Annotated in this window: 29 protein-coding genes; 9 read left to right on the top strand and 20 right to left on the bottom strand. The window is 45.9% G+C overall.

Annotation, left to right across the window (positions count from 1 at the left end; translation table 11 throughout):
• Positions 1 to 2 precede the first annotated feature (2 nt).
• Positions 3 to 524, bottom strand: a complete 522-nt coding sequence (locus ACFO4L_RS02760; protein WP_377908121.1) for a YceD family protein — start codon at positions 522 to 524, stop codon at positions 3 to 5.
• 202 nt (positions 525 to 726) lie between these two features.
• On the opposite strand from ACFO4L_RS02760, the gene ACFO4L_RS02755 reads away from it, so the two are divergent.
• Positions 727 to 1,902 carry a nucleotidyltransferase gene (locus ACFO4L_RS02755; RefSeq protein ID WP_377908120.1) on the top strand — a complete coding sequence of 392 codons (1,176 nt, stop codon included), beginning with the start codon at positions 727 to 729 and terminating at the stop codon, positions 1,900 to 1,902.
• Positions 1,903 to 1,997: 95 nt separating this feature from the next.
• Here the strand turns inward: ACFO4L_RS02755 and ACFO4L_RS02750 are convergent, their stop codons facing one another.
• From ACFO4L_RS02750 to ACFO4L_RS02730, 5 genes are all read right to left on the bottom strand, one after another.
• Positions 1,998 to 3,047: a SepM family pheromone-processing serine protease gene (locus tag ACFO4L_RS02750; RefSeq protein WP_377908119.1), complete on the bottom strand. Its 1,050-nt coding sequence runs from the start codon at positions 3,045 to 3,047 to the stop codon at positions 1,998 to 2,000.
• 93 nt (positions 3,048 to 3,140) lie between these two features.
• Positions 3,141 to 3,623: a pantetheine-phosphate adenylyltransferase gene (gene coaD / locus ACFO4L_RS02745; protein WP_377908118.1), complete on the bottom strand. Its 483-nt coding sequence runs from the start codon at positions 3,621 to 3,623 to the stop codon at positions 3,141 to 3,143.
• Positions 3,624 to 3,704: 81 nt separating this feature from the next.
• Positions 3,705 to 4,349 carry a 16S rRNA (guanine(966)-N(2))-methyltransferase RsmD gene (gene rsmD / locus ACFO4L_RS02740; protein ID WP_377908117.1) on the bottom strand — a complete coding sequence of 215 codons (645 nt, stop codon included), beginning with the start codon at positions 4,347 to 4,349 and terminating at the stop codon, positions 3,705 to 3,707.
• 19 nt (positions 4,350 to 4,368) lie between these two features.
• Complete coding sequence (locus tag ACFO4L_RS02735; RefSeq protein WP_377908116.1) at positions 4,369 to 4,641, bottom strand: YlbG family protein; 273 nt, start codon at positions 4,639 to 4,641, stop codon at positions 4,369 to 4,371.
• Positions 4,642 to 4,655: 14 nt separating this feature from the next.
• Positions 4,656 to 5,099, bottom strand: coding sequence for a YlbF/YmcA family competence regulator (locus ACFO4L_RS02730; protein ID WP_377908115.1), 444 nt, complete (start codon positions 5,097 to 5,099; stop codon positions 4,656 to 4,658).
• A 165-nt stretch (positions 5,100 to 5,264) separates the two neighbouring features.
• On the opposite strand from ACFO4L_RS02730, the gene ACFO4L_RS02725 reads away from it, so the two are divergent.
• Both ACFO4L_RS02725 and ytvI read left to right on the top strand, forming a co-directional pair.
• On the top strand, positions 5,265 to 5,621 hold the full coding sequence (locus tag ACFO4L_RS02725) for a YugN family protein (RefSeq protein ID WP_377908113.1): 357 nt from the start codon (positions 5,265 to 5,267) through the stop codon (positions 5,619 to 5,621).
• Between the two features lie 97 nt (positions 5,622 to 5,718).
• The gene (ytvI, locus tag ACFO4L_RS02720; protein WP_377908111.1) at positions 5,719 to 6,774 is read left to right on the top strand and encodes a sporulation integral membrane protein YtvI; all 1,056 of its coding nucleotides are present in this window, start codon (positions 5,719 to 5,721) and stop codon (positions 6,772 to 6,774) included.
• A 64-nt stretch (positions 6,775 to 6,838) separates the two neighbouring features.
• On the opposite strand, the gene ACFO4L_RS02715 is transcribed toward ytvI, so the two are convergent.
• From ACFO4L_RS02715 to cyoE, 6 genes are all read right to left on the bottom strand, one after another.
• Positions 6,839 to 7,303, bottom strand: coding sequence for a DUF420 domain-containing protein (locus tag ACFO4L_RS02715; RefSeq protein WP_377908109.1), 465 nt, complete (start codon positions 7,301 to 7,303; stop codon positions 6,839 to 6,841).
• A 101-nt stretch (positions 7,304 to 7,404) separates the two neighbouring features.
• Positions 7,405 to 7,749: a cytochrome C oxidase subunit IV family protein gene (locus ACFO4L_RS02710; protein ID WP_168004754.1), complete on the bottom strand. Its 345-nt coding sequence runs from the start codon at positions 7,747 to 7,749 to the stop codon at positions 7,405 to 7,407.
• A gap of 4 nt (positions 7,750 to 7,753) precedes the next feature.
• On the bottom strand, positions 7,754 to 8,377 hold the full coding sequence (locus tag ACFO4L_RS02705; RefSeq protein ID WP_168004755.1) for a cytochrome (ubi)quinol oxidase subunit III: 624 nt from the start codon (positions 8,375 to 8,377) through the stop codon (positions 7,754 to 7,756).
• Positions 8,377 to 10,212 carry a cytochrome c oxidase subunit I gene (ctaD, locus tag ACFO4L_RS02700; RefSeq protein WP_377908108.1) on the bottom strand — a complete coding sequence of 612 codons (1,836 nt, stop codon included), beginning with the start codon at positions 10,210 to 10,212 and terminating at the stop codon, positions 8,377 to 8,379. The genes ACFO4L_RS02705 and ctaD overlap by 1 nt, the downstream gene beginning before the upstream one ends.
• 28 nt (positions 10,213 to 10,240) lie before the next feature.
• Complete coding sequence (gene coxB / locus ACFO4L_RS02695) at positions 10,241 to 11,302, bottom strand: cytochrome c oxidase subunit II (RefSeq protein ID WP_377908107.1); 1,062 nt, start codon at positions 11,300 to 11,302, stop codon at positions 10,241 to 10,243.
• A 31-nt stretch (positions 11,303 to 11,333) separates the two neighbouring features.
• The gene (cyoE, locus tag ACFO4L_RS02690) at positions 11,334 to 12,263 is read right to left on the bottom strand and encodes a heme o synthase (protein ID WP_377908106.1); all 930 of its coding nucleotides are present in this window, start codon (positions 12,261 to 12,263) and stop codon (positions 11,334 to 11,336) included.
• 390 nt (positions 12,264 to 12,653) lie between these two features.
• Between cyoE and ACFO4L_RS02685 the strand changes: the two genes are divergently transcribed.
• The gene (locus ACFO4L_RS02685; RefSeq protein WP_377908105.1) at positions 12,654 to 13,553 is read left to right on the top strand and encodes a COX15/CtaA family protein; all 900 of its coding nucleotides are present in this window, start codon (positions 12,654 to 12,656) and stop codon (positions 13,551 to 13,553) included.
• A gap of 321 nt (positions 13,554 to 13,874) precedes the next feature.
• Positions 13,875 to 14,099, top strand: coding sequence for a transposase (locus ACFO4L_RS02680; protein WP_377908104.1), 225 nt, complete (start codon positions 13,875 to 13,877; stop codon positions 14,097 to 14,099).
• A gap of 273 nt (positions 14,100 to 14,372) precedes the next feature.
• Here the strand turns inward: ACFO4L_RS02680 and ACFO4L_RS02675 are convergent, their stop codons facing one another.
• Together ACFO4L_RS02675 and ACFO4L_RS02670 are read right to left on the bottom strand one after the other, a co-directional pair.
• Positions 14,373 to 14,822 carry a Dps family protein gene (locus tag ACFO4L_RS02675; RefSeq protein ID WP_377908103.1) on the bottom strand — a complete coding sequence of 150 codons (450 nt, stop codon included), beginning with the start codon at positions 14,820 to 14,822 and terminating at the stop codon, positions 14,373 to 14,375.
• A 151-nt stretch (positions 14,823 to 14,973) separates the two neighbouring features.
• Positions 14,974 to 15,270, bottom strand: coding sequence for an Fpa/YlaN family protein (locus ACFO4L_RS02670; protein ID WP_377908102.1), 297 nt, complete (start codon positions 15,268 to 15,270; stop codon positions 14,974 to 14,976).
• Positions 15,271 to 15,430: 160 nt separating this feature from the next.
• Between ACFO4L_RS02670 and ACFO4L_RS02665 the strand changes: the two genes are divergently transcribed.
• Positions 15,431 to 15,925 (top strand): peptidyl-prolyl cis-trans isomerase, encoded by a 495-nt coding sequence (locus ACFO4L_RS02665; protein ID WP_377908100.1) that lies wholly within the window; start codon positions 15,431 to 15,433, stop codon positions 15,923 to 15,925.
• Between the two features lie 78 nt (positions 15,926 to 16,003).
• Here the strand turns inward: ACFO4L_RS02665 and ACFO4L_RS02660 are convergent, their stop codons facing one another.
• Together ACFO4L_RS02660 and ACFO4L_RS02655 are read right to left on the bottom strand one after the other, a co-directional pair.
• Positions 16,004 to 17,323, bottom strand: coding sequence for a PhoH family protein (locus ACFO4L_RS02660; RefSeq protein WP_377908099.1), 1,320 nt, complete (start codon positions 17,321 to 17,323; stop codon positions 16,004 to 16,006).
• A gap of 33 nt (positions 17,324 to 17,356) precedes the next feature.
• Positions 17,357 to 17,812 carry a pyridoxamine 5'-phosphate oxidase family protein gene (locus tag ACFO4L_RS02655; protein ID WP_377908098.1) on the bottom strand — a complete coding sequence of 152 codons (456 nt, stop codon included), beginning with the start codon at positions 17,810 to 17,812 and terminating at the stop codon, positions 17,357 to 17,359.
• A 164-nt stretch (positions 17,813 to 17,976) separates the two neighbouring features.
• On the opposite strand from ACFO4L_RS02655, the gene ACFO4L_RS02650 reads away from it, so the two are divergent.
• The gene (locus ACFO4L_RS02650; protein ID WP_377908097.1) at positions 17,977 to 18,180 is read left to right on the top strand and encodes a YlaI family protein; all 204 of its coding nucleotides are present in this window, start codon (positions 17,977 to 17,979) and stop codon (positions 18,178 to 18,180) included.
• A 118-nt stretch (positions 18,181 to 18,298) separates the two neighbouring features.
• On the opposite strand, the gene ACFO4L_RS02645 is transcribed toward ACFO4L_RS02650, so the two are convergent.
• Positions 18,299 to 18,655, bottom strand: a complete 357-nt coding sequence (locus ACFO4L_RS02645) for a YlaH-like family protein (RefSeq protein WP_377908096.1) — start codon at positions 18,653 to 18,655, stop codon at positions 18,299 to 18,301.
• Between the two features lie 181 nt (positions 18,656 to 18,836).
• Between ACFO4L_RS02645 and ACFO4L_RS02640 the strand changes: the two genes are divergently transcribed.
• A complete protein-coding gene (locus ACFO4L_RS02640) occupies positions 18,837 to 19,019 on the top strand; it encodes a hypothetical protein (protein WP_377908095.1) in 183 nt (60 codons plus the stop codon).
• Positions 19,020 to 19,065: 46 nt separating this feature from the next.
• Here ACFO4L_RS02640 and ACFO4L_RS02635 read toward each other — a convergent pair whose 3' ends face one another.
• Both ACFO4L_RS02635 and ACFO4L_RS02630 read right to left on the bottom strand, forming a co-directional pair.
• Positions 19,066 to 19,836 (bottom strand): inositol monophosphatase family protein, encoded by a 771-nt coding sequence (locus ACFO4L_RS02635; protein ID WP_377908094.1) that lies wholly within the window; start codon positions 19,834 to 19,836, stop codon positions 19,066 to 19,068.
• A 197-nt stretch (positions 19,837 to 20,033) separates the two neighbouring features.
• Entirely contained in the window at positions 20,034 to 20,222 is a 189-nt protein-coding gene (locus ACFO4L_RS02630) for a hypothetical protein (RefSeq protein ID WP_168009393.1), read from the bottom strand.
• A 300-nt stretch (positions 20,223 to 20,522) separates the two neighbouring features.
• Between ACFO4L_RS02630 and ACFO4L_RS02625 the strand changes: the two genes are divergently transcribed.
• Positions 20,523 to 21,167, top strand: a complete 645-nt coding sequence (locus ACFO4L_RS02625; RefSeq protein ID WP_377908093.1) for a YktB family protein — start codon at positions 20,523 to 20,525, stop codon at positions 21,165 to 21,167.
• 181 nt (positions 21,168 to 21,348) lie between these two features.
• Here ACFO4L_RS02625 and ACFO4L_RS02620 read toward each other — a convergent pair whose 3' ends face one another.
• A complete protein-coding gene (locus tag ACFO4L_RS02620) occupies positions 21,349 to 21,627 on the bottom strand; it encodes a UPF0223 family protein (protein WP_377908092.1) in 279 nt (92 codons plus the stop codon).
• Between the last annotated feature and the right edge of the window lie 43 nt (positions 21,628 to 21,670).

Here is a 21,670-nt window from a genome sequence, read left to right as displayed (position 1 = left end):
AATCATTCCTTATCAAATAACTGCTTCAGTTTCGCCAATCTCGGATCCACCTTTTTCTCTTTTGCGGCTTCCTGCTCCTCAGCCTGAAGCTCCCAGCCGCTTCCAGATTCAGGTGCCGGACCCTCTGGCTTATCACTGAAAACACGCAGCGGCTTCTCTAACAGAATCCGCTCGCGCACATAAGGCATTAGATCGACCGTGTTGCCCTCTACTTCATGAACGTCATCTTCCTCTTCCTCGTCGAAGGTGGCCCACTCCGATAATTTAAACGATTCAATCGCTTGAATCGTAAAAGGAAATTCTACGTCATTCAGCGTACGGGCACAAGGAAGCGTCATGCTCCCTTCAATTGTGAGTGCGAACGTCGCAAGATCTTTCGATATTGACCCTGTGCCCTTTACATGCACAGGCGTTACTTCACGAATTTCGCGGTCGCCTTCTTTTACCTGTGAGACGTCGACTGTTTCATCAAGCTCCAGACCATCTCTGCGGAAGGCCTGCAGCTGCTGTATCGACCATTTCATTAGTTTTCACCTCAAGACAACAAATGTAATTATATCGCTGCAAAAAATAAATGTCAAGGTAATCTCTTTACATAAAAAATACCGTCACACCTAAGGCGGACACAGCATGCATCAGCTGTTTTGCCTTATTGATATGTAAACATACTGTTCGTCTCTGTGCAACTGTCATATGCTATACTATTGCCGAAAGGAGCGCAGGAAGATGAATATACTTGGAGTCGTTGTTGAATATAACCCTTTTCATCATGGCCATGCCTTCCATCTCGAGGCCTCGAAGGAAAAAACAAAAGCTGATCTGACTGTTGCAGTTATGAGCGGTTCATTTCTCCAGCGCGGTGAACCAGCCGTGCTTTCCAGTTACGAACGGGCCGCGGTCGCAGCCAGAATGGGCGTTGACCTCGTGTTTGAGCTGCCATATGCTTTTGCTGTCCAGTCTGCAGATCGGTTTGCTGAAGGAGCTGTTAAACTGTTGAAGGCAGCCGGAGCAACCGCCGTCTGCTTCGGAAGCGAGCAAGGCAGTATCGATCCATTCCTGTACCAGGCAGACCTAGAGAAAACACATCAAGCTCAGCTTCACACACTGCTGCATAAAAACCTTGGTGCCGGCATGAGTTTTCCTTCCGCTTATGCAAAAGCTGCTGCATCACTCTCGCCTGATCATTCCTTAGACGTGAAGCAGCCAAATAACATTCTGGGGCTGCATTATGTGAAAGCTGCTCAACGGCTGCAGCTTGAGGCAGCGACAATTCAGCGCCGGGCTGCAGGCTACCATGATGTCGAGCCAACGGATGCCCGCATTGCAAGTGCAACCTCGATTCGGCACATGCTCACTTCGAAGCGAATTGGTGAAGCGCAAGCGTATATGCCAGATGATTCAGCTGCCTCTGTTACCGAGCAGCTTCAGCAAACTGGTGTACTTCCTATTTGGGAAACCTATTATTCTCTTTTGCAGTACCGTATTTTAACCGCTTCACCGGAAGACCTTGCTGCAACAGCTGAATGCCGGGAGGGGATCGAGCATAGATTAAAAGCTGCAGTATTCGAGCCTGATTTTGCAAGCTTTATTAAGCACGTTAAAACAAAGCGGTATACGAGGACGAGTCTGCAGAGATTATGCACGCATATTTTGACAAATACCTCTAAGACAGAAATAAAAGATACGTTCGAGAACGAGCCGCCGCTGCATCTTCTGGCAGCCACTGAGCGCGGCAGAAAGCACCTTCGCACACTGCGACAAAGAGACATTCATCCGACTGTAAAGGGAAGCAGTCAATGGAAAACTGATCCACTCAGTGCTTCGGCCTACGATGTGCATCAGCTAGCTTTTCCGACTCACAGCCGCTCGTCAGCCTTTAAACAGTTCGCCAGGATGGTATAAGCAGATACATGCAGGGGAAACTATAAAAACCGGTCGTTCCACTGACAGCAGAACGACCGGTTTTTTCATACGCAACATTCTGTTTCCACACCCAATCACTCGAGGGAATCTAAAAAATCCATCGCTTCGTCAAACGTTCCTACAGGCACAATCTCCATATCTGATCCAATCGTCTCCGCAGTATCTATCGCGATTTGATAATTAGAATCTTCACGGCCTTCTTCTACGGGAACGAAAAAGATGTCAATTCCGTCTTCGTCGGATGCGTAAACCTTTTGCTTCACTCCACCGATTCTTCCAACGTTTCCATCTTCATCGATAGACCCAGTGCCAGCTATATTGTACCCTCGCGTGATGTCTTCTTCTGTCAGCTGATTATAAATCTCCAATGCAAACATTAATCCAGCTGAAGGACCGCCGATTGTATTCGTATCAATTTCTACTTCCGGATCACGGATCAACTCCCGGTCCGTCACCGGATTAGAAACGCCAAGGCCTCCTGCTCCCTCTTCAGCCCCAATTTCTTCAGGGAACGCCTGCACCTCTACGGTTTCTTGCATTTCTTCATCTTCCCGCTCAAACGTCACATCAACAGAATCTCCAATCTCAGCAGATTCCAATGCTGCAAACATTTCTTCAATCGATAACACGTCGGTTTCGTTAATAGCCGTAATTCGATCTCCCGGCTCCAGCTTGCCCTCGATATCCATTCCGGGAATAACAGCCGTAACTAGTACCCCATATTCCTCAAACTCGGCTTCAAACCCGGCAGCATTGTAAGCAACGAGAATCGCCTGCTCCTGAGAACTCGCCATCATCATCAGCTGCCGATGCTGATACATTTCGTCTGTTTCCCCAGGCGGCCGGACTTCTTCAGCCGGCATCAACTCGCGCTGGTCACTGAAGTAGGACCATATGAAGTTAACGGGATTCGCTTGCCCCATCCGTATCGTCGTAAGAGAAAAGCTTCCCTCATAGTCATTACGCTCTTCCACCTCGATCACGTCCGTCAGCGGCTGCGCATCTCCTGGCATGGAGAAATAATAAGGGAGTTGTACAAAATTCAGAGCAAGTAATACGGCTACCAGCACTACCCATTTAATCCATCCTTTATTTCTGCGGGGTTGCCGACCGGTTTCATTCATTCATTAACACCTCTATCGCTGAGCCTATACTGCAGCTTCATTTATATAGTTCTAACATACAGGATCAGCGCACAGATTTACAGCAGTCTGCTTTCAGCGCTCTGATAGCTTCTGCTTAAGCGCTTCTGCAACCGCAGGCGGGACAAAGCCGTTAGGTACTGCCTCAAAGCGGGCTACTTCTTTAATGATAGATGAACTGAGCACCCGGTACTGCGGTGATGTAGGCAGAAATATAGTTTCGAGCTCTGTATTTATTTCCCGATTCATAACTGCCATTGGAATTTCATATTCATAATCAGTAACTGAACGCAGCCCTTTCACTAGCACAGTGGCTCCTTCTTTTCTGGCAAATTCCGCTAAAAGGCCATCGAACGTTTTAATTTCGAGATTGTCTATCCCCTCTGTGCTTATACGAAGCAGCTCAAGCTTTTCTTCAAGTGAAAACAGTGGTTTTTTACTGCTGTTATGCATGACAGCTGTAATCACGCGATCAAACATCTGTGTACTGCGCTGCATGATATCAACGTGACCATTTGTAACAGGATCAAAGCTTCCTGGTATTATCGCAGTCGTCATCGTATTCAGCCTCTTTCATCAGCATATTTTTTCATTCATCACCGGTTACAGACAGATTTTCTGTTAGGCAGCTGCCTGGAACTACTTTTTATGACCAAATAGGGTCAAGGCTGTACTGCCGTAGTTCATTCTTCGAATCGTCCGGAGTCCGTCTATCTCTTCTGGAAGCTGTTTCTCTTTTCGGTGCTCCGCTGCGAGAATCCCATCCGCAGCAAGAAGCCCGTGACTGGCTATGTACCTGATCTTCTCTTCATACGTATCATCATCGTAAGGCGGATCCATGTAAATCATGTCGAAAACAAGGTCTCTTCCGGCAGCCGCCTTAAGCGCTCTGCCAGCCTCGCTTCGATAAAGTTCTGCCCGGTCTCCCGCACCGATATTGTTCACGTTCTCTTTTAAAACGGAGAAGGCTTTACCGTTTCTTTCCACAAATACCGCACGCTCAAACCCTCTGGACAGCGCTTCCAACCCTACCGCACCGCTTCCTCCGAAAAGGTCCAAAAACCATCCTCCGTTAAAATAAGGACCGGTTCCATGAAAAAATGCTTCACGAACTTTATCGGAAGTTGGCCGCGTGTTCATGCCTGGCACTGCTTTCAGTTGTCTGCCTTTAAATTCACCGCTGATAATCCTCATTGTTCTCCCCCTCTTATGACTTATCCCGCAGGCAAAAAATGCTTCAGGACGACGTCGCGTCCTGAAGCACGTAGCGTTACCATCACCCAAATGTATCGTCAGCAGCTGGTTACAAGCCCATATGGTAATCTTCTTTTTTCACGGGCTCTTTAGTCAATCCTTGGTATTCCGTTTTTATCCACGGACGCATGGAACGATCTACACGCTTAACAAACGGCATCTTTTTTATTTTTGAAACGGTCTCATCCACCTGTTCAAGGTCGCAGTATAAGATAACATATTTCATTCGCCTGGATGCGTAGTGTACGTGGCCAAACCGTTTTAACTGCTTGACTTGTTTTAGTGACTGAATATAAACAGCCAGTCCAATCCGGTCTTTCATGTATAGGACCTCCTTTACCCGCATCCGCAGCTTCCGCCCGATCCGCATCCGCCGCTGCAGGAAGACTGCTGGGCATCAAAAAACGGATTACCGGTCGGCACCTTAATATTAACTGAGACCTGCCCGGCAATCAGCAGGCTGATTTCACTCAGAAGTTCATGCAAAGCTGTTTCAGCTTCTTTAAACGCTGCGATGTCGGGGTGCATATCCAGCTTTCGCTTGTATTCCCTTACTTCCTTCGTTATTGTTCTGAAATCAGGGTGATATTTACCAAAACGCTGCACATCTTCATATTTATCTTTGAGCTCCTGAAAAGACATGATCTGCCTTTGAAGCTCCCGGTTAGATTGAACGGCAAGCTTTGCCTCTGTGTACTGGTTAAACAGCTCAGACTGCGTAATCATTTCACTGAGGTCCTGCGCTTCCTCCACCAGCGAAATATCTGTCATGATCATCATGGCCGCGCCACCTCCATAGTGTCAGTATAGCACGGGAAGTCTGCAGACAGAAAGTGTGGTTATTCTGTGAACTTCCATTTAAATCTTTTTCTCTTCATTGCAACGGGAAACATTTCATAATATGATTAGTAATGGAACAGTTATATCGTCTGTAGGAGGGAAACTATGAAATTTGAACAGTCAGGTTTGGAAGACAAAATTGTACCGTTTGCCGACTTCCGTGAAATTATGGAAGAAGCCGGCTTTGACGCCCAATGGGACTACGAACGGTGCACGTATGATTATAAGATTCTTGATGAAGTAAAGGATGATGTTTACTACTTCCGTTTTCCAGGAGTGGTGCACGAAGGCGAATTTCCAAAAGAGTCATCCAAAGTACGTCTGCTTCAGCCTTACCTCGGCAAGCATTATTATCCACACGGCGTTGAATACGACGAAGTATTTCCTGAGCGTATCGTGGAGAAATGCAAGAAAAAGATTGAACAGGTCCGTGAAAAACTCAGTGCTTCTGCAGTAGGCTGAGCAACCTTGGAAACTTTCGATCTCTGACGGCTATGCCCACGGGATCGGAAGTTTTTTTATCGATACATACTCTCATCAAGCGGAAAGGAGACCAGCATTGTCCCCACAACTGAAAAAATATCTATTTATCGGACTAGGTGTGGCTGCTGCGGCTGCGATCCTTTATTTTATTCTGCCGGTATCTGTACCGCTGATCCTGGCGTTTATTACCGCATTGTTTTTATCGCCGGCAGTTCGGACGCTCCACCAGAAAACACGCTTATCCCGTAATTTCGCGGTCTTTATCGTCTTCATTCTGTTTACAGCGATTATAGCTCTGTTGGCTTATTTCCTGCTGACGAGGGCTCTGACGCAACTTAATGCGTTTATTGAAAACCTGCCGATGATGATCAACGAAATTAATTTGGCCTGGATGAATTTGCTGGAAAACCTGCGTGGACAGTTCGACCATTTGAGTGAGGATATCGTGGATACGATCGATGCTGAAGTAACCACCCTGCTCTCGGGACTTCGAACAAACCTTCAGGAAATGAACGTAATCGGCTGGGTAACCAATGTGATAATCAGCATTCCATCTTATATTGTTTCTCTGCTCGTTTATTTAATTGCGCTCTATCTCTTCTTGCTCGATTTGCCAAGGCTTCGCCAAAAAACGTACGCCTATTTCAAAGAAGAAACGGCAGAAAAGGTCCAGTTTATGACCTCCCGCCTCTCTTATGTTATTTTAGGCTTTTTTAAAGCTCAGTTTTTGGTAAGTATTATTATATTTATCGTGACTTTTATCGGTCTCCTACTGATAGCACCGGAAGTAGCGCTTATCATGTCTATCATCATTTGGCTGATTGACTTCATCCCGATAATTGGTTCGATCGTTGTACTCGCTCCATGGGCACTTTACCACTTCTTTGCAGGAGACACGGCAATGGGCATTCAGCTGATCGTGCTTGCCGTTATACTGCTTACGATCCGCCGTACAGTAGAACCGAAAGTGATGGGTCATCATATCGGCCTTTCACCGCTTGCCACGCTGATCTCGCTGTACATTGGTCTCATGCTTTTTGGCGCTATCGGATTCATTCTCGGTCCGCTCACCGTTATTTTATTTACGAGCGCCAGAGAAGCTGGACTGATAAAAATGAATGTAAAAGTATAGCAGTAGCTGTTCAGGCAAAAAACCGCCTGCTGACCGCGTAAAAACGGTTGGCAGGCGGTTTTTTCTAAATAACGATTCCGAGGATTGCATCAAACAGCCTTGTGGTCTCTCCAGGAGGATAGATCACATAAAGCAGCAGATACACCGCAATCCCAGTAGATGCTGATACAAACCAAATTAAGGAAGTAACGGGCCCAAGTTTACGGTGAAGCCGCCGGTTGTCCCGATACCCGGAAATCAGCTGAATAATACCGAGAACAGCTGCAATCGTCGCCATCGTAATGTGAAACAACAAAAACACTGTATAGTACAGGGCTACGCTGTCTGGTCCTCCAAAAGAGGTGGAACCGATAAAGAACGTTTTCGACAGATACGTAATAAAAAAGATGACTGCAAGGACGGCTGCCCAAAACATGACAGTCTGGTGCGCGGCAATGCGTCGCTGGGCGGCCAGTATCCAGCCTACTGCTACAAATACGGCACTCAGTGCAATAAAAATGGTACTTACAAATGGTAAAAATGTTGCCATCAGCCTGCTCCTTCCAAAGATAAACATGTCTAGCTGCTGCCGAGCAGACGCTTAAGAAAGAGCGTGCCGCTTGTAGCGGCACGCTCTCCTGAATGTGAAAACTAGTATTTCACAATACCGATAAGCAGCATAAGAGCAGCCACTGTCATAGCAGCAACGAATAGCCCGGACCAGATCATTGCATTTACCCAGCCGGTGCCTTTGCCGTTCATGTGCATGAAGTAGTAAAGCTGCATGACGACTTGAACTGCTGCCAGCAGAAGGATAAATGGAATTGCGAATCCTGTAGGAATAGCGTCGCTGGCAATCGTTAGAAATGCCGTTGACGTGATGAAAATCATAAACACGAATGAAACAATCTGCGTGCGAGATTCGCGTTTCAGCTTCCGTTCAGTCTCCTTGGAAGGTCTGCCTTCCAACGGAGCACTTGGATCTACATGTGCCATTTAATCAACCCCCCGCTCCAAGAAGATAAACAACGGTGAAGATGAAAACCCATACGACATCGATAAAGTGCCAGTAAAGGACCGCTGTGTAAAACTTAGGTGCGTTCGCAAGCGTAATGCCTGCTTTACGGTAGCGGATCAAAAGCGTTGTGATCCAGCCAACACCGAACGCAACGTGCGCGCCGTGCGTCCCAACCAGTGTATAGAAGGAGGACGCAAAAGCACTTACAGTAAAGCCGAGTCCGTAATTAAAATAATAATCGTAGAACTCATAAATCTCAAATGAAAGGAATGCAACACCGAGTGCTACAGTTGCCCACATCCAGATTAAAAGCTTGTTAAAATTACCCCGCTTCATATTGATGATGGCAAACACACTCGTAAGTGAGCTTGTTAACAGGATCATCGTCATAATAAAAACGAGATCGAGGTGGAAAAGTTCGCTTGGTCCAGGACCTCCCTCGGTGCTTGTACGCAGACCGAGATAGGTTCCGAAGAGGGAGCCGAAGAGAACCGTCTCACCACCAAGGAAAAACCAAAAACCTAAAAACTTGTTTCGGCCTTCCAGCGTCGCTTTTTCGGGATTCGGCGGAAGAACCTGTGGCTCCACTACTTGATTATCAGCCATTATTTGTCCTCCCCCTTTTCGCCGGTAATTTCAGAAACAGGGATGTTATAGCCATGATCTTCAATAACTGAGCGGAGCATCATCGTGAAGAATGTAACGACTAGACCGCCAATAATGACCGGCCATGAATAATAGATGACGCCAAAGCTCGCAATGGAAAGTCCCAGTGCAATAAAGATCGGCAGAATTGAACCGTTTGGCATGTGAATATCACCTAATGGCTCCGCCGCTTTCATACGGCCGTCCCCATTCATTTTCTCGTAGAAAAATGCATCAAGATCTCTGACGAGCGGTGTCTGAGCAAAGTTGTACTCCTGTACTGGAGAAGTAGTTGCCCATTCCAGCGTGCGCCCGTCCCAAGGATCTTGAGTATTGTCCGTGTTTTTTCTGGAAATCAACACGTTGATAACAAGAAGAATAAACGCTGTTCCCATCATGAAGGCACCCATTGTTGAGATGAAGTTCAGGTCGTTAAGATTCTGACCATCCAGGTATGATGCCACTCGGCGCGGCATCCCCATCAGACCAAGGAAGTGCTGCACGAAGAACGTCATGTGGAAGCCAATCAGGAATAACCAGAAGAACCACTTTCCTAGAGCTTCGCTAAGGCGATAGCCAAACATCTTCGGCCACCAGTAGAATGTTCCTGCGAAAATACCGAATACAGAACCACCAATAATGACATAGTGGAAGTGTGCCACAACGAAGTATGTGTCATGGAACTGGTAGTTCGCAGCACTTGTTGCAAGCATGACGCCCGTAACCCCGCCCATAACAAAGGATGGGATGAAGGCGAGAGCAAACAGATTGGCAACCGTAAAGCGGATTCGTCCGCCCCATAATGTCAGAAGCCAGTTAAAGATTTTAATACCAGTCGGTACTGCAATAGCCATCGTTGCTACAGCAAAAATCGCATTCGCAACCGGCCCCATACCAACGGTAAACATGTGGTGCGCCCATACCATGAATCCGAGGAAACCGATGATGAGCGTTGCAAAGACCATCGCAGAGTATCCGAACAAACGCTTTTTCGCAAATGTTGATATAACCTCTGAGAAGATACCGAATGCCGGTAAAATAAGAATGTACACTTCCGGGTGTCCGAAGATCCAGAATAAGTGCTGCCAGATAACGACGTTACCACCCATGGCAACATCGAAGAAGGCCCCGCCGAATATCCTGTCTAACATGAGCAGCAGAAGCCCAACAGTAAGAGCAGGGAATGCAAACAGAATCAGCATGGATGTCACAAATGTACTCCATGTAAACAGCGGCATTCTCATCATGCTCATACCAGGAGCACGCATGTTAACAATCGTAACGAGGAAGTTAATCCCCGACATGAGTGTACCGGCACCGCTGACCTGAAGACCCATTACATAATAGTCGACCCCATGACCGGGTGAATCAGACGACAGCGGAACATAAGATGTCCAGGCTGCATCAGGTGCACCGCCTGTAAACCAGCTGACGTTCAGGATAATTCCCCCGAACAGGAACAGCCAGAAACCAAGAGAGTTGATGAAAGGAAATGCAACGTCTCTCGCTCCTATTTGAAGCGGTACAACAAAGTTCATAAAACCAAAGAATAATGGCATTGCTGCAAGGAAGAGCATCGTCGTCCCGTGCATGGTTAATAATTCATTATATGTTTGTTCGCCTAAAAAGCTCATTTCCGGGAACATGAGCTGGATGCGCATTAAAATCGCTTCCAGCCCTGCTACAGCGAAGAAGAAAAGACCCGCAAGAAAATACATGATACCGATTTTCTTATGGTCGACTGTAGTAAGCCAGTCCCAGAGAACGCTCTTTTTGGCAGGTGAGCTGTTCGCCACGAATAGTAACCTCCCTTTTATTCAAGCGTTATTCATCGAGCACTGACAGGGTATTGATATACTCAATCAGCGCATCCATTTCATCATCTGAGATGGCTTCTTCTCCGAATCCAGGCATTTCGTTACCCGGCTTGAGCGAATCAGGATCACGGATCCAGTCGTGCAGATTGTCATCCGAGTACTCAAGGAAGCCGGCTACAACTGTTCGTTCGCTGTAATTCGTGAAGTTAGGCCCTGTATTACCACCTTCATCACCGATTGCGTGACAGGCAATACAGTTTTCTACGAAGATGTCACGGCCTTCCACCGCTACTTCGCCTTCCGGCTCAAGCTGCTCTTCCGGAGGTTCAGCCATTGTTTCAGCCCACGAGTCAAATGTATCAGGGTCTACAGCTACGACTTTGAAATCCATAAGCCAGTGAGACGGACCGCAGATTTCTGTACATTTACCCATGTAAATTCCTTCTTCAGGTGCTTCAAACCAAAGATCGTTTGTAATTCCCGGTACGTTATCCTGCTTACCAGCAAGTGCCGGCACCCAGAAGGAATGAATAACATCACTTGCTTCGAGTTCAACGATAACTCGCGTGTCTGTTGGGATATACATGTCCTGCCCGGCGTTTACACCTAGCTCAGGATAGATAAATTCCCACCAGAATTGATGCCCGTGGGCTTCAATTACCACGTAATCTTCTACCTCTTCGTCTTCATCCAGCAGCTCTTCATCTACACCCTCATCCGGAATACCGGTATCTGCAAGTGTAAACGTATCCATAACGTTCGGAATTGCCAGAAGAAGCAGCAGTAAGATTGGAATTGTCGTCCAGATAAATTCAAGCGTCCTGTTCCCGTGAACCTGCTTAGGGATATGGGTATCACCCGGTCGTTCACGGAAGCGGATAAGTACAAATGCGTAGATGGAAAACACGATCACAATAACAAATATCATGATGTAAAGTGACAGCTGAATGAGAGACAGCTGCATCTCGGCAACCGGTCCTCGCGGATCCAGTGCGGAGAGATTTTCCATGCCGCATCCTGCCAGCAGCAGAATAAGTGAGAATGGAAGCAGTTTTAGCATGTGCTTCATCGCGTCATAACCCCCGCTTTCTTTTCCAGTTTTAGAACATGTGTACAAGAACCATCAGCACAAACATGATCGTGAGATAATTCAGGGAGTAGATGAACATACCGGTTGCCCACTTCATGTCATCTTTCGTCCGCAGCCCGATCAGGCCGTAAACAAGCCATCCTCCGCCTAACATGACGGCAGCAGCTGTGTAGATAATTCCAAAATCAGCTATCAAAAGCGAAACTGGAATCAGTGCGGCTACGTACCAGATGATTTGACGTTTTGTTAATGCATTGCCAGCCACTACCGGCAGCATAGGAATACCTGCCGCTTTATATTCATCTTTTCGGCGCATCGCCAGCGCCAGAAAGTGCGGCGGCTGCCAGATAAACATAATCAGAAACAGCGTCCAGGCATATGGATGGAGACCAGGGTCAATCGCTGCCCACCCGATCAACGGTGGAACAGCACCGGCGAAGCTTCCAACAATCGTGTTCAGCGTCGTCGTCCGTTTCGTCCACATTGTATAAAGAACAACGTAAATGATAAGACCGGCAGCCCCGATCATAGCAGCTGTTAATGAAGCCGCTGCAAGAGCCGCGGTACCGGCGATTGATAGTGCTAGACCATATGTAAGCGTCTGCTTTCCAGTCAGCCTGCCGCTGACAGTAGGCCTGTCTTTCGTCCGCTCCATTAGGTGATCAATATCCCGGTCAATATAGTTATTCAGCGCACATCCACCGGCAATGATCAACGCGGATCCAGCTACAGCCATTAACGCAGGCAGGAAGCTCTCGGCAAGCGTTGCCCCTGTGTAATAGGCAGCCAGATAGAGACCTGCAAACACGGTAATCAGATTGGACATTACAATACCCGTTTTTGAAATCGATACATAGTCTCTCCACGTAACGGCTGACTCTGTTGATTCCTTTATACCAGCCACAGACTCCGCTGAAGAAATTGCATTGAGTTTACTCATCTTTAGTTCACCCCCTGTATTGGCCACCTTTTCTGCATCCGCTAAAAAAAGAATAAGAATGCAAGATGCTGTCCGGCTTCAGCTCGTTAAGCTGAAAACGTACGCATAACAAAAAAGATGACAGTTTGCACCGTTCATATCACATTATAAAGGAACGCCTATTCTTTTTCATCACATTTTTTAGTTGTTACTAAATCTATCACATGCTTTGTGACAATTATGTGAAATTGATTTTATCGCTAATAATTTGATTTATTATGAAAGAAAGCTACCTGTTAAGGGCCTCATTTTGATAAGATAGACAGGAATGTGCTAGGCTGCCGCGCTAATTTATTATTCCGACATAGCAAAGTGGCTGTTTATTTTTGTATTGGAAAGACGGTGAACACCATGCATCGCATGTTAAAGTTTTTTGGAATCATTACCACTCTTGGAATGCTTCTCGTTATTATCCAAGGCGCTCTCGTTACTCAAACCGGTTCAGGCGACGCCTGCGGTCCCGAATGGCCGCTTTGTTACGGACAGCTGATACCTGAAAATCCAGCTGTAGAAACGTTAATTGAATACACGCACCGGCTCGTATCCGGAATACTTGGCATAATGGTTATTGCTCTCAGCATTTGGAGCTGGCGCACTATTGGACATTTAAGAGAGACGAAGCTGTTTGCATTTCTTGCGGTAACATTTATTATTTTTCAGGGACTGCTTGGTGCGGCTGCCGTCGTGTGGGGACAATCTGACGCGGTCATGGCGCTTCATTTTGGTTTTTCCCTCATCTCATTTGCCAGTGTCCTGCTGCTGACTATTTTGGCGTTCGAAGATGGCAAGCCCGCTTCTTTAACCAAGCCTTTAATTACAAAAGGCTTAAGATGGTCGCTGATCGGTAATTTAATTTTCGCATATGCTGTGGTCTATACTGGAGCATATGTCAAACATACAGGTTCAGGCGGTGCCTGTGCAGGTTGGCCGCTGTGTAACGGCAGTCTGATTCCGTCTCTTACAGGAAGCACCGGTATTCAATTTGGACATCGAGTTGCAGCAGGACTGCTCTTTATCACCATTCTGATGATGTTTATCAGGTTGTTAAAATCACACCTCAATAACAAACCTTTGTTATACAGCGGCGTACTCACGATGATGTTTATTACTGCTCAGGTTGCCAGTGGAGCTGTCGTTATTTTCACTGGATTTACGCTCTACGCGACTATGGCACACGCTGTGATTGTCAGCCTTTTATTCGGATCGCTAAGCTACATGGCGGTCATTGCTTCCAGAAGCAGCATTCGTTAACATGTAAAAGAGGCTGGGACAAAACCAGCATCAAAAGAAGCCCTTACCATTTTTGGTGAGGGCTTTCTGTATGAGGGGGTTGATCCTTCCAATGCCAATCGCTTGCCGCGGGCAAGGCTTCAGCTAACCGCCGCAAAAACAGCGGCGGTGGATCTTCAGCCCTTGCTTTTCCCGCAGGCGTCTCTTGTCTTTTCACGATCAACCCATGATCAGGACCGTACGGTCTTGATTTCCCGATAAAAAAAAGGATACCTTCAGGTTAAGTTAGAACGACCAAGTCATAACAAAACCGGAGGTATCCTTTTGTTTAAAGAGTTTAACATGGATCAGCTCGTTCTGCCGATGGATTTATCCTCTCCATTACCAAAACATGATGTGGCCTTTGCGGTAAATGATCTCATTGAACCTATACCGGAAGAAGCCTTTGATGCATGTTATACACGCAATGGACGGCCTTCGTATCACCCGAAAATGATGATGAAAGTCATTCTTTTGGCGCCGGACTGGCTTTTGAAGGCTTCTCGTGAGAAGCCTGTGTCCGAGTGAAGCCTCATAGCCGTTCGAACTTAAACGGCATGACAAGTGCGAGCGGAGCCGGACTGGGTCTTGAAGGCTTCTTGTAAGAAGCCTGAGTCCGAGTGAAGCCGTGCCTTTCTTCCCTTCATACTGGGTCACCCTGAGAAAATCGCTGAAGGCCAGCCCACGGCAGGCTAGGTAAGCAGAGAAAAATACAATCAAACGAATAAACATTTAAGTTGAAAGACTTTTTCAACATCATGAAAAGCACCGGTCCCATTTGGAACCGGTGCTTTTACATGCTTATTTTTTTCCGAGAAATGCGCGGAGCATCCAATTATGCTTTTCAACAGACTGCCTGATTTCAATCAGCATGTCAGCCGTTGCTTCATCGTCAGCGTCATCCTCCAGCGTTTCAATGTCTTCTTTCAGCTCATCGGAGAGCTGTGTGAAATCATGGACTAAAGCTTCCACCATTTCTTCAGCAGTCTGCTCCCCTTCCGCCTCATTAATCGTAGACGTTTCCAGATATACTTTCATTGATGCAACCGGACGTCCTTTTAGTGCAAGAAGCCTTTCAGCAAGCTCATCTATGTGCTCCTGAGCCTCATCATAAAGCTCCTCAAACTTTTCATGCAGTGTAAAAAAATTAGGCCCGGATACATACCAGTGATAATTATGAAGCTTTACGAACATAACGTTCCAGTTTGCTACGTGCCTGTTTAAGATTTCGGTAGTCTGCTTGTGTGCCATGTTCCCATTCACTCCTATTCGTTATGTCTTACACTAGTATCTGTTCCCTTATGGAATAAGGACCAAACATGCTGCAGATGGAGCACTAATTCCCTGCATAAAAAAACACTTTCAATCAGCTATTACGCCTTAGAAAGTGTTCATCACCTTTTTATACGCTGCCGCCCCGAGCCTTCATCGTTGCTTCATGCAAAGAAGAAAGCTGCTGCTCCAACTGGGAAAGCAGACGGCGCCCCTCCTCCTCCGACACTAATTCAAGCCGGATGGCAAAGTCGATCTCCCGTGAAAGACCAAACATTTGGGTATCGAGAACTTCCTCATAAAGCGGACATTGAGGCATCGTCAGGTTTTTCATTTGAACCTCAATTAGTTTTACTATTTTATCTGCATCCTCTTTCAGAAGTGCAAAAGCCTTCTCACTCTGACCAGGCAGGATTTCAGTTGACACGCGAATCCCTCCTCTATATGAACGATCACGGACCGAATATACCGATTCATGATTTACGTTTATCTTATCGGTTATTCACTAAAAATGCAACTCGCGAATCGATGGATGACACGCTCTAATATGGAAGCTATACTATGAATTAGAAGGAAGGTGACTATTTATGGCAGAAATGCTCGTGAAAATAGTAGGCAATGTGAAGCACCCTGTGATGCTGGATCCCGGAACATGGATATTTGACGAGCGTCGAATTGACATGGAAAAAGCGTTTGATCAGGCTGTAGAACAAGACAGCAGCGAGTCTTACGCAGCGCTCGGAAAAGCATTTGATAGACAGCGCACAGAAGGAGCAGTGCCCCAGCAGCAAACAAATAAAATTACGGTCAGTAAAAAGGACATGAAAGAAAAATCTTTCGGCATACGACTCCGTCCTTTTTTACAGAACAGCTCCCCTCATGATGAGGCTGAATCCGTCAGGCTTATCCGCTCTTCAGGCGATGAGGTTCACCTGACGTTAACCGAAGCAAGCAACGGCATCCTTCAGTTTTCTCATAAAGGCAGTCCGCTTACAGAGGACGGACCCGTTCACTTTTTTTTCAGCGACGGCTCCAACCGCGAAAAGCCAATCACCGGCATTGAACGAATTGAAGTCATGTAGGTTACCTCTGTTTTAACCGAGTGACATTAGCATATTTAAACAGGCGCCGGCAGGTTCACTGCCGGCGCCTGTTCGTATTTAAAGCAAATCTGCAGCCAGCTGAGCCAGGCTGGACCGCTCTCCTTTTTCAAATTTCATGTGGCCGGATATGGTGACATGCTTCATTCGCTCAATGACGTAGGAAAGACCGTTTGTGTATTCATCCAGATAAGGATGATCAATTTGTTTCGGATCGCCCATCAGAACAATTTTACTGCCTTCCCCAACGCGTGTAATGATCGTTTTCACTTCATGTTTTGTCAGGTTTTGCGCTTCGTCAATGATAATATACTGGTCGGGAATGCTTCTTCCCCTGATGTACGTTAACGCCTCTACCTGAACAGACGACATGCCGGCCAGAATATCTTCTAATTCCGTATCTTTTTTTGTATTGAACAAAAATTCCAGATTATCATAAATTGGCTGCATCCACGGTCGCAGTTTTTCATCCTTTTCACCTGGCAGATATCCAATATCCTTTCCAACCGGTACGACAGGTCTCGTTACAAGCAGTTTCTTATAGGCCTGAACATCTTCTGTCAGGAACATACCGCACGCCAGAGATAGCAGCGTTTTACCAGTTCCGGCCTTTCCCACTAACGTAACAAGCGGGATGTCCTTGCGGGTAAGCAATTCCATCGCCATACGCTGTTGAACATTTCGGGGGCGGATCCCCCAGATACCATCCGAATCGCCTAAAAACAAATTTACACGCTGCGAGCGCTCATCCACCATGCCGAGCGCTGAACGACTTGGCTGGGATGGATCTTTGAACAAATAAAAGTGATGAGGATACGTTTCAGCTGTACCGGCATCTTTGATGGACAGAGATTTTTTTTCGTACAGCTCATTCATCAGTTCGCTGTCCAAATACATTTCGCTGTATCCTTTATAAATGTGATCAAACTGTGCGACGCGATCCGTTAAAAAATCCTCCGCTTTTATATACAAAGCATCCGCCTTGACCCTGAGCAGTGCATCCTTCGTAACGAGAACGATCGATTCCGGGTGAGCGCTCTCTTCCTTTAAATTCAGCGCAATAGCAAGAATACGATTATCGTTCGTTTTTTCAAGGCCATGCTTTTCGAGCTGATCTGCTGATTTATGATTGAGTTCTACCGTCAATCTGCCTCCGTTCTCAAGCGGTACGCCCGCATGCAGTTTGCCGGTTTCCCTCAGCTTATCTAAGAGCCTGCCAACCTCCCTGGCATTTCTGCCTATCTCATCCGTCAATCTCTTTTTAGTATCAATTTCCTCCAGCACGACGGCTGGAATCACCACCTTGTTCTCTGCAAAGGAATGAATGGATAGAGGGTCGTGCAGTAACACATTCGTATCAAGGATATATGTCTTGATCATATGAATCCCTCCACTGCAAAATACGCAGCTGGTTTAAACAGACTGCAATGCTTCCATCACCTGTTTATCCAGCTTCGCTGCTGCATCTTCATCATACGTTTTTTCAAACTTCGGTTCATGTGTAAGTCTTGCTCCATAAAACATGACGTCTTTAACTTCCTGAATATGAAGCTCCATCATAGAAAGCTTCACCGGCACTTCGTCTATTTTTTCCTGGATCATTTTTGAATTGCCGGATAACGCATAAGTAGAACCATCCGCAATCACTGTCATGACGGCTGCAGGGTTATCATAAATATTAGAAATAATTCTCGATTTCCGATCTACCGCAAAACGAACGGTATTTCGGTCAACAGCATAGATCCAGGATATTGCATTCACGCTAGGTCCTTTAGTATCCTGATCGATCGTCGCCAGCATTACGTAATGTTCTTCCTGAAGTTCCCGGAGCAGGTCTTCAGTAAGTGCCTGCTCAATTCTGTTTCCCATTGTGAACACCCCTTTTCTCACTTCACACGCGCCTTAAGCGCGTTTACTACATTCTATTCGCTTACTCACCTCTAATTTCCTGCCTGCAAATCGGACAAACGCATATTTTTCATAGAAAACGCATGGTATACTAAACAAGTAAAAATTACTGGGTGGTGAACTTCATGCGGGTCAAATGTGTTCTTTGTGACAAAATTGAAACGATCTCTTCTACACTCCCCTTAGCCAAGAAGCTGCGAAACCGTCCTATTCACACGTACATGTGCCGGGACTGTCATGACCGCATTTCGGAGCGGACAGCGGAACGCCATCAAACAGGTAAATTCCGTTCGCATAAAGCTGCAGAAGAAACAGATGATTATATTTAATCAGGCAACGCGTATCTGTCAAATCAGTAAAGAACGTACCGGTAAAGCTTGAGATGACTGGTACGTTTTGCTTATTATTTCTAGTCGTAAGGAATGCTGCCCATAAAAAAAGACCGTATCAGCTACGGTCCTCTTCCGGTTGTGCCTCTTCATCTTTTTTATGTCTTCTAAGCTGAAGCTTATAAATACCTAGCACTAAGCCAGCGATAAAAAGGGATTCGATGATTGGTAATGTGAAAGCTAAAAATGTAATAAAGATATTCCCGAAAAGCATTAGTGCATAAATAACGACATTTTTTAAAAGCGGAAGCTTGCGGGCAAAACCTAAATTAAACACAATAATACTTAGAGCATTGGTTAATACATACAGCACAAGGAAGGCCGTAAGAAAATTTTCGGGGTCAGACGCTCCTAAAAATTCCGCCAGCGGAGTCATGGAAGGGGCAGGAGCCGCTTCTGGGGAGGCAAAAAGCATAATGATAACACTCCTATATTAAGATATAAATCACTGCCTACCATACTATAGCACATTTGCCAGAGGGGACCTAACTTCTTCACATATTGTTCACACGAAAAACGCTGATTCGTATTTTGAACTGCCTGCTTTTCTTTCCGATCAATCTATCGTAAACTAAACCAATAGAGGAGGCGTTTACATGCGTTCGTTTGATATTATCTTTTTCATTTTAGCTTGTACGGGTACAATCGGCATTATGGGACTTGGCATCGCATTAGCTCAGTTGAGCATCCCGCTTCTGCTTCTATTTGGCGGACTATTCGGAGGCTCTCTTGCCGTTGGTTTTAAACGAAAAAAACGGCTTCAAAGCTCATCTGCCTGACAACGTAAACAGAGGCCCCGCTGACGCGGCTGCCTCTGTTTTTACGTTATCGTTTTAAATAAGCAGTAATTTGCTGGTAGATAGCGGGACTTGCCGCAAATAACGTATCCTTTTGCAGGAACGTCAATTCATTTCCTTCATACGTTGTAGCTATTCCGCCGACTTCTTTTAATACGGCCCACCCTCCAGCTACATCCCATGGAGCTAAGTTCATACTGATATATGCGTCAATGCGGCCCGAAGCTACATAGGCCATCTCAAGCGCAGCTGAACCGTAAGAGCGCGTACCTCGGGCTTTTTTTACGATTTCCTGAAGCCTTGAATCTTTCAGCACCCAGCCCGTATTAAATGACACCAGCGCTTCATCCAGAGGAACCTCAGGCAGCTGAGGAAGCTTTTTCCCATTGAGTTCAGCTCCTTTTCCAGCCTCAGATACGAACCATTCATCGTTCATGACATCCAGGATAATTCCGATGACAGGTTCCCCGTCTTTAAAAATCCCTAATGAAACGGCAAAATATGTTCCCATATGAACAAAATTCACCGTGCCATCGATTGGATCCAATATCCAGACGTAGCCGGATAAATCATCAATTTGCTTGTAGCTTCCCTCTTCCCCCATCAACCGGTGGTCTGGGAAGTCTTTCGCAACTTTATCCAGAAACAGCTTCTCCACATTTCGATCGACATCGGTGACGAGGTCATCCTTATTCGCTTTCGTATCAATTCCATATGTATGCGTCATCGCATCCTTAATAAACGCCGCAGCTTCTTCCACATAGCTAAGCGCTTTTTGCTTTAAATATCCGTGATCCATAAACCGACACGTCCTTTAATAGAGTTGGGTGATGTATTCACTTATATCATACCGGTAAGAAGGGAAGCAACTTTCAAGGGGTGGGATAAGGCCGGGGGGAGACCAGGAGAAGCCCGTAAAAATCCCTTCATGAGGTTTTTCATGAAGGGCAATGTGAATTTACAATGCCAGAAATAGGTTCAGATTCATTCGACAGCCTAGGCTTCCAGACGGAGCCACTCGCTGCGGAGTTCCTCAAGGCGGCCCTTGCTGAGCTCAATCTGCTCAATTTCACTGGCCTGCATGGCATCGTACAGCGTCTGCAGCTCATAATCAATTTCTAATTTGAGTACAGGGATACGACGCTCCCCATCTTTTCTCTTTAACGTTTGAATGACCTTCTCCATGATTCGCACCCCTTTTGTATCCGATGGAATCGGATTTTTTAATTTGAAAGAAGATTCCGACAATGATAAATGGGTTATACCTAGGGTAGTTCATTTATCCGAATTTTGCAACAATAATATTTCTTATTTTTTTAATTCCTTAATTATTGATAATTTAAACCTGTTTATCGTCCGCCTGTCAGCATGAACCGTCATCGTTTCGTATCTGCTTATTATTTGATAAACTGATTACTAGGACATTTACCCGCACAGCCTCTATTGTATGCAGTCTGTGTGCATTTCTTACAGGATGGTGAGACAATGGGATTTAATGGATTTACTCAGGATGATTTTGATGTATTTGCAGTAGACGGACTGGATGAGAGGATGCATGTGCTGAAAGAACGCATACGTCCAAAGCTTGAGGAGCTTGGTGCAGAATTCGCTCAGGAGCTGACAGATTTAACGGGAACCGACATGTATTATCATGTTGCTAAACACGCCCGGAGAAAAGTCAATCCGCCTGACGATACGTGGGTTGCTTTTTGCAGTAATAAACGCGGATATAAAAAACTACCTCACTTTCAAATAGGCATGTTTGGAAGTCATTTATTTATCTGGTTTGCTGTGATTTATGAATCTCCTGTTAAGCAGGAACTCGGGTACGAATGGAAAAAAACATCGGAAACCCTAATGGAATCTGTGCCGGCTTCTTTCGAATGGAGCGTTGATCATACTAAGCCTGCAACCATTGCACATGACTCCTTGACCAAAGATGATCTGGACTCGATGCTGGACCGCCTGGAATCCGTGAAAAAAGCGGAGCTCCTTTGCGGCCGCACGATTGATGCAGACGATCCTGTATTGCGTAATCCGGATGCTTTAAAACAGGAAATTAAAGAAGTGTTTCAAACACTGCTTCCGCTTTACGAGGACAGTATGGAACTGTACGAGCAAAAAGTATAGCTGATGGTTTAATGCATATGGCCGCTGCCGCTTGTAAACGAATACGATAAACAGTTTTGTACCGGCAGATTCTATACGATTGCTGCACGATTTATAAACGTCGGTCTTCCGCCGTTACTAGACGAATCGCCTTTAACAGGTATTAAAAAGGAGCTATCCTCAATGGATGGCTCCTTCTTTCTCAGTTCATCTGAATCACAGTTCCTGTTTTTGCCTTTTTCGCGTCTCTTACAACATAAAACGGTACTTCTCCCGACTGCTTCTCGTATTCCTTAAAGTGCTGCTTTTCTTCTGATTTTGACGGTACGACTTGCTGAAATGTACGATAAGCATTCATAATATCTTCACGCTTCGCTCCTGTTGTGTACGCTTTATGCACCACTTCAAAAAATTGGACAACATTGATTACTTCCTCTGTAGTCCAATTTTGCGAAATGGGAAAATAAACTTGATCACTCATAGTATCCCTCTTTTCTTCTATATTTTAAAGGCTGCTTCTGCTA

The organism is Bacillus daqingensis, assembly GCF_042654445.1.
Lineage (GTDB): Bacteria > Bacillota > Bacilli > Bacillales > Salisediminibacteriaceae > Alkalicoccus > Alkalicoccus luteus.
Note: the sequence above shows the minus strand (reverse complement) of the source record. Positions and strands in the feature narration are given on the sequence as shown.

What these genes read in the sequence shown, in the direction of transcription:
- coaD (WP_377908118.1), bottom strand. Translation starts at nt 3,623, where the DNA reads ATGACGACTGCGATAATACCAGGAAGCTTTGATCCTGTTACAAATGGT.
- ACFO4L_RS02665 (WP_377908100.1), top strand. Translation starts at nt 15,431, where the DNA reads ATGGCAGAAATGCTCGTGAAAATAGTAGGCAATGTGAAGCACCCTGTG.
- ACFO4L_RS02635 (WP_377908094.1), bottom strand. Translation starts at nt 19,836, where the DNA reads ATGGATCACGGATATTTAAAGCAAAAAGCGCTTAGCTATGTGGAAGAA.
- ACFO4L_RS02730 (WP_377908115.1), bottom strand. Translation starts at nt 5,099, where the DNA reads ATGATGATCATGACAGATATTTCGCTGGTGGAGGAAGCGCAGGACCTC.
- ACFO4L_RS02675 (WP_377908103.1), bottom strand. Translation starts at nt 14,822, where the DNA reads ATGGCACACAAGCAGACTACCGAAATCTTAAACAGGCACGTAGCAAAC.
- ACFO4L_RS02735 (WP_377908116.1), bottom strand. Translation starts at nt 4,641, where the DNA reads ATGAAAGACCGGATTGGACTGGCTGTTTATATTCAGTCACTAAAACAA.
- ACFO4L_RS02750 (WP_377908119.1), bottom strand. Translation starts at nt 3,047, where the DNA reads ATGAATGAAACCGGTCGGCAACCCCGCAGAAATAAAGGATGGATTAAA.
- ACFO4L_RS02650 (WP_377908097.1), top strand. Translation starts at nt 17,977, where the DNA reads ATGCGGGTCAAATGTGTTCTTTGTGACAAAATTGAAACGATCTCTTCT.
- ACFO4L_RS02705 (WP_168004755.1), bottom strand. Translation starts at nt 8,377, where the DNA reads ATGGCTGATAATCAAGTAGTGGAGCCACAGGTTCTTCCGCCGAATCCC.
- ACFO4L_RS02620 (WP_377908092.1), bottom strand. Translation starts at nt 21,627, where the DNA reads ATGAGTGATCAAGTTTATTTTCCCATTTCGCAAAATTGGACTACAGAG.
- ACFO4L_RS02625 (WP_377908093.1), top strand. Translation starts at nt 20,523, where the DNA reads ATGGGATTTAATGGATTTACTCAGGATGATTTTGATGTATTTGCAGTA.
- ACFO4L_RS02655 (WP_377908098.1), bottom strand. Translation starts at nt 17,812, where the DNA reads ATGGGAAACAGAATTGAGCAGGCACTTACTGAAGACCTGCTCCGGGAA.
- ACFO4L_RS02685 (WP_377908105.1), top strand. Translation starts at nt 12,654, where the DNA reads ATGCATCGCATGTTAAAGTTTTTTGGAATCATTACCACTCTTGGAATG.
- ACFO4L_RS02640 (WP_377908095.1), top strand. Translation starts at nt 18,837, where the DNA reads ATGCGTTCGTTTGATATTATCTTTTTCATTTTAGCTTGTACGGGTACA.
- ACFO4L_RS02680 (WP_377908104.1), top strand. Translation starts at nt 13,875, where the DNA reads ATGGATCAGCTCGTTCTGCCGATGGATTTATCCTCTCCATTACCAAAA.
- ACFO4L_RS02760 (WP_377908121.1), bottom strand. Translation starts at nt 524, where the DNA reads ATGAAATGGTCGATACAGCAGCTGCAGGCCTTCCGCAGAGATGGTCTG.
- ACFO4L_RS02715 (WP_377908109.1), bottom strand. Translation starts at nt 7,303, where the DNA reads ATGGCAACATTTTTACCATTTGTAAGTACCATTTTTATTGCACTGAGT.
- cyoE (WP_377908106.1), bottom strand. Translation starts at nt 12,263, where the DNA reads ATGAGTAAACTCAATGCAATTTCTTCAGCGGAGTCTGTGGCTGGTATA.
- ACFO4L_RS02710 (WP_168004754.1), bottom strand. Translation starts at nt 7,749, where the DNA reads ATGGCACATGTAGATCCAAGTGCTCCGTTGGAAGGCAGACCTTCCAAG.
- ACFO4L_RS02630 (WP_168009393.1), bottom strand. Translation starts at nt 20,222, where the DNA reads ATGGAGAAGGTCATTCAAACGTTAAAGAGAAAAGATGGGGAGCGTCGT.
- ACFO4L_RS02645 (WP_377908096.1), bottom strand. Translation starts at nt 18,655, where the DNA reads ATGCTTTTTGCCTCCCCAGAAGCGGCTCCTGCCCCTTCCATGACTCCG.
- coxB (WP_377908107.1), bottom strand. Translation starts at nt 11,302, where the DNA reads ATGAAGCACATGCTAAAACTGCTTCCATTCTCACTTATTCTGCTGCTG.
- ACFO4L_RS02725 (WP_377908113.1), top strand. Translation starts at nt 5,265, where the DNA reads ATGAAATTTGAACAGTCAGGTTTGGAAGACAAAATTGTACCGTTTGCC.
- ACFO4L_RS02755 (WP_377908120.1), top strand. Translation starts at nt 727, where the DNA reads ATGAATATACTTGGAGTCGTTGTTGAATATAACCCTTTTCATCATGGC.
- ACFO4L_RS02660 (WP_377908099.1), bottom strand. Translation starts at nt 17,323, where the DNA reads ATGATCAAGACATATATCCTTGATACGAATGTGTTACTGCACGACCCT.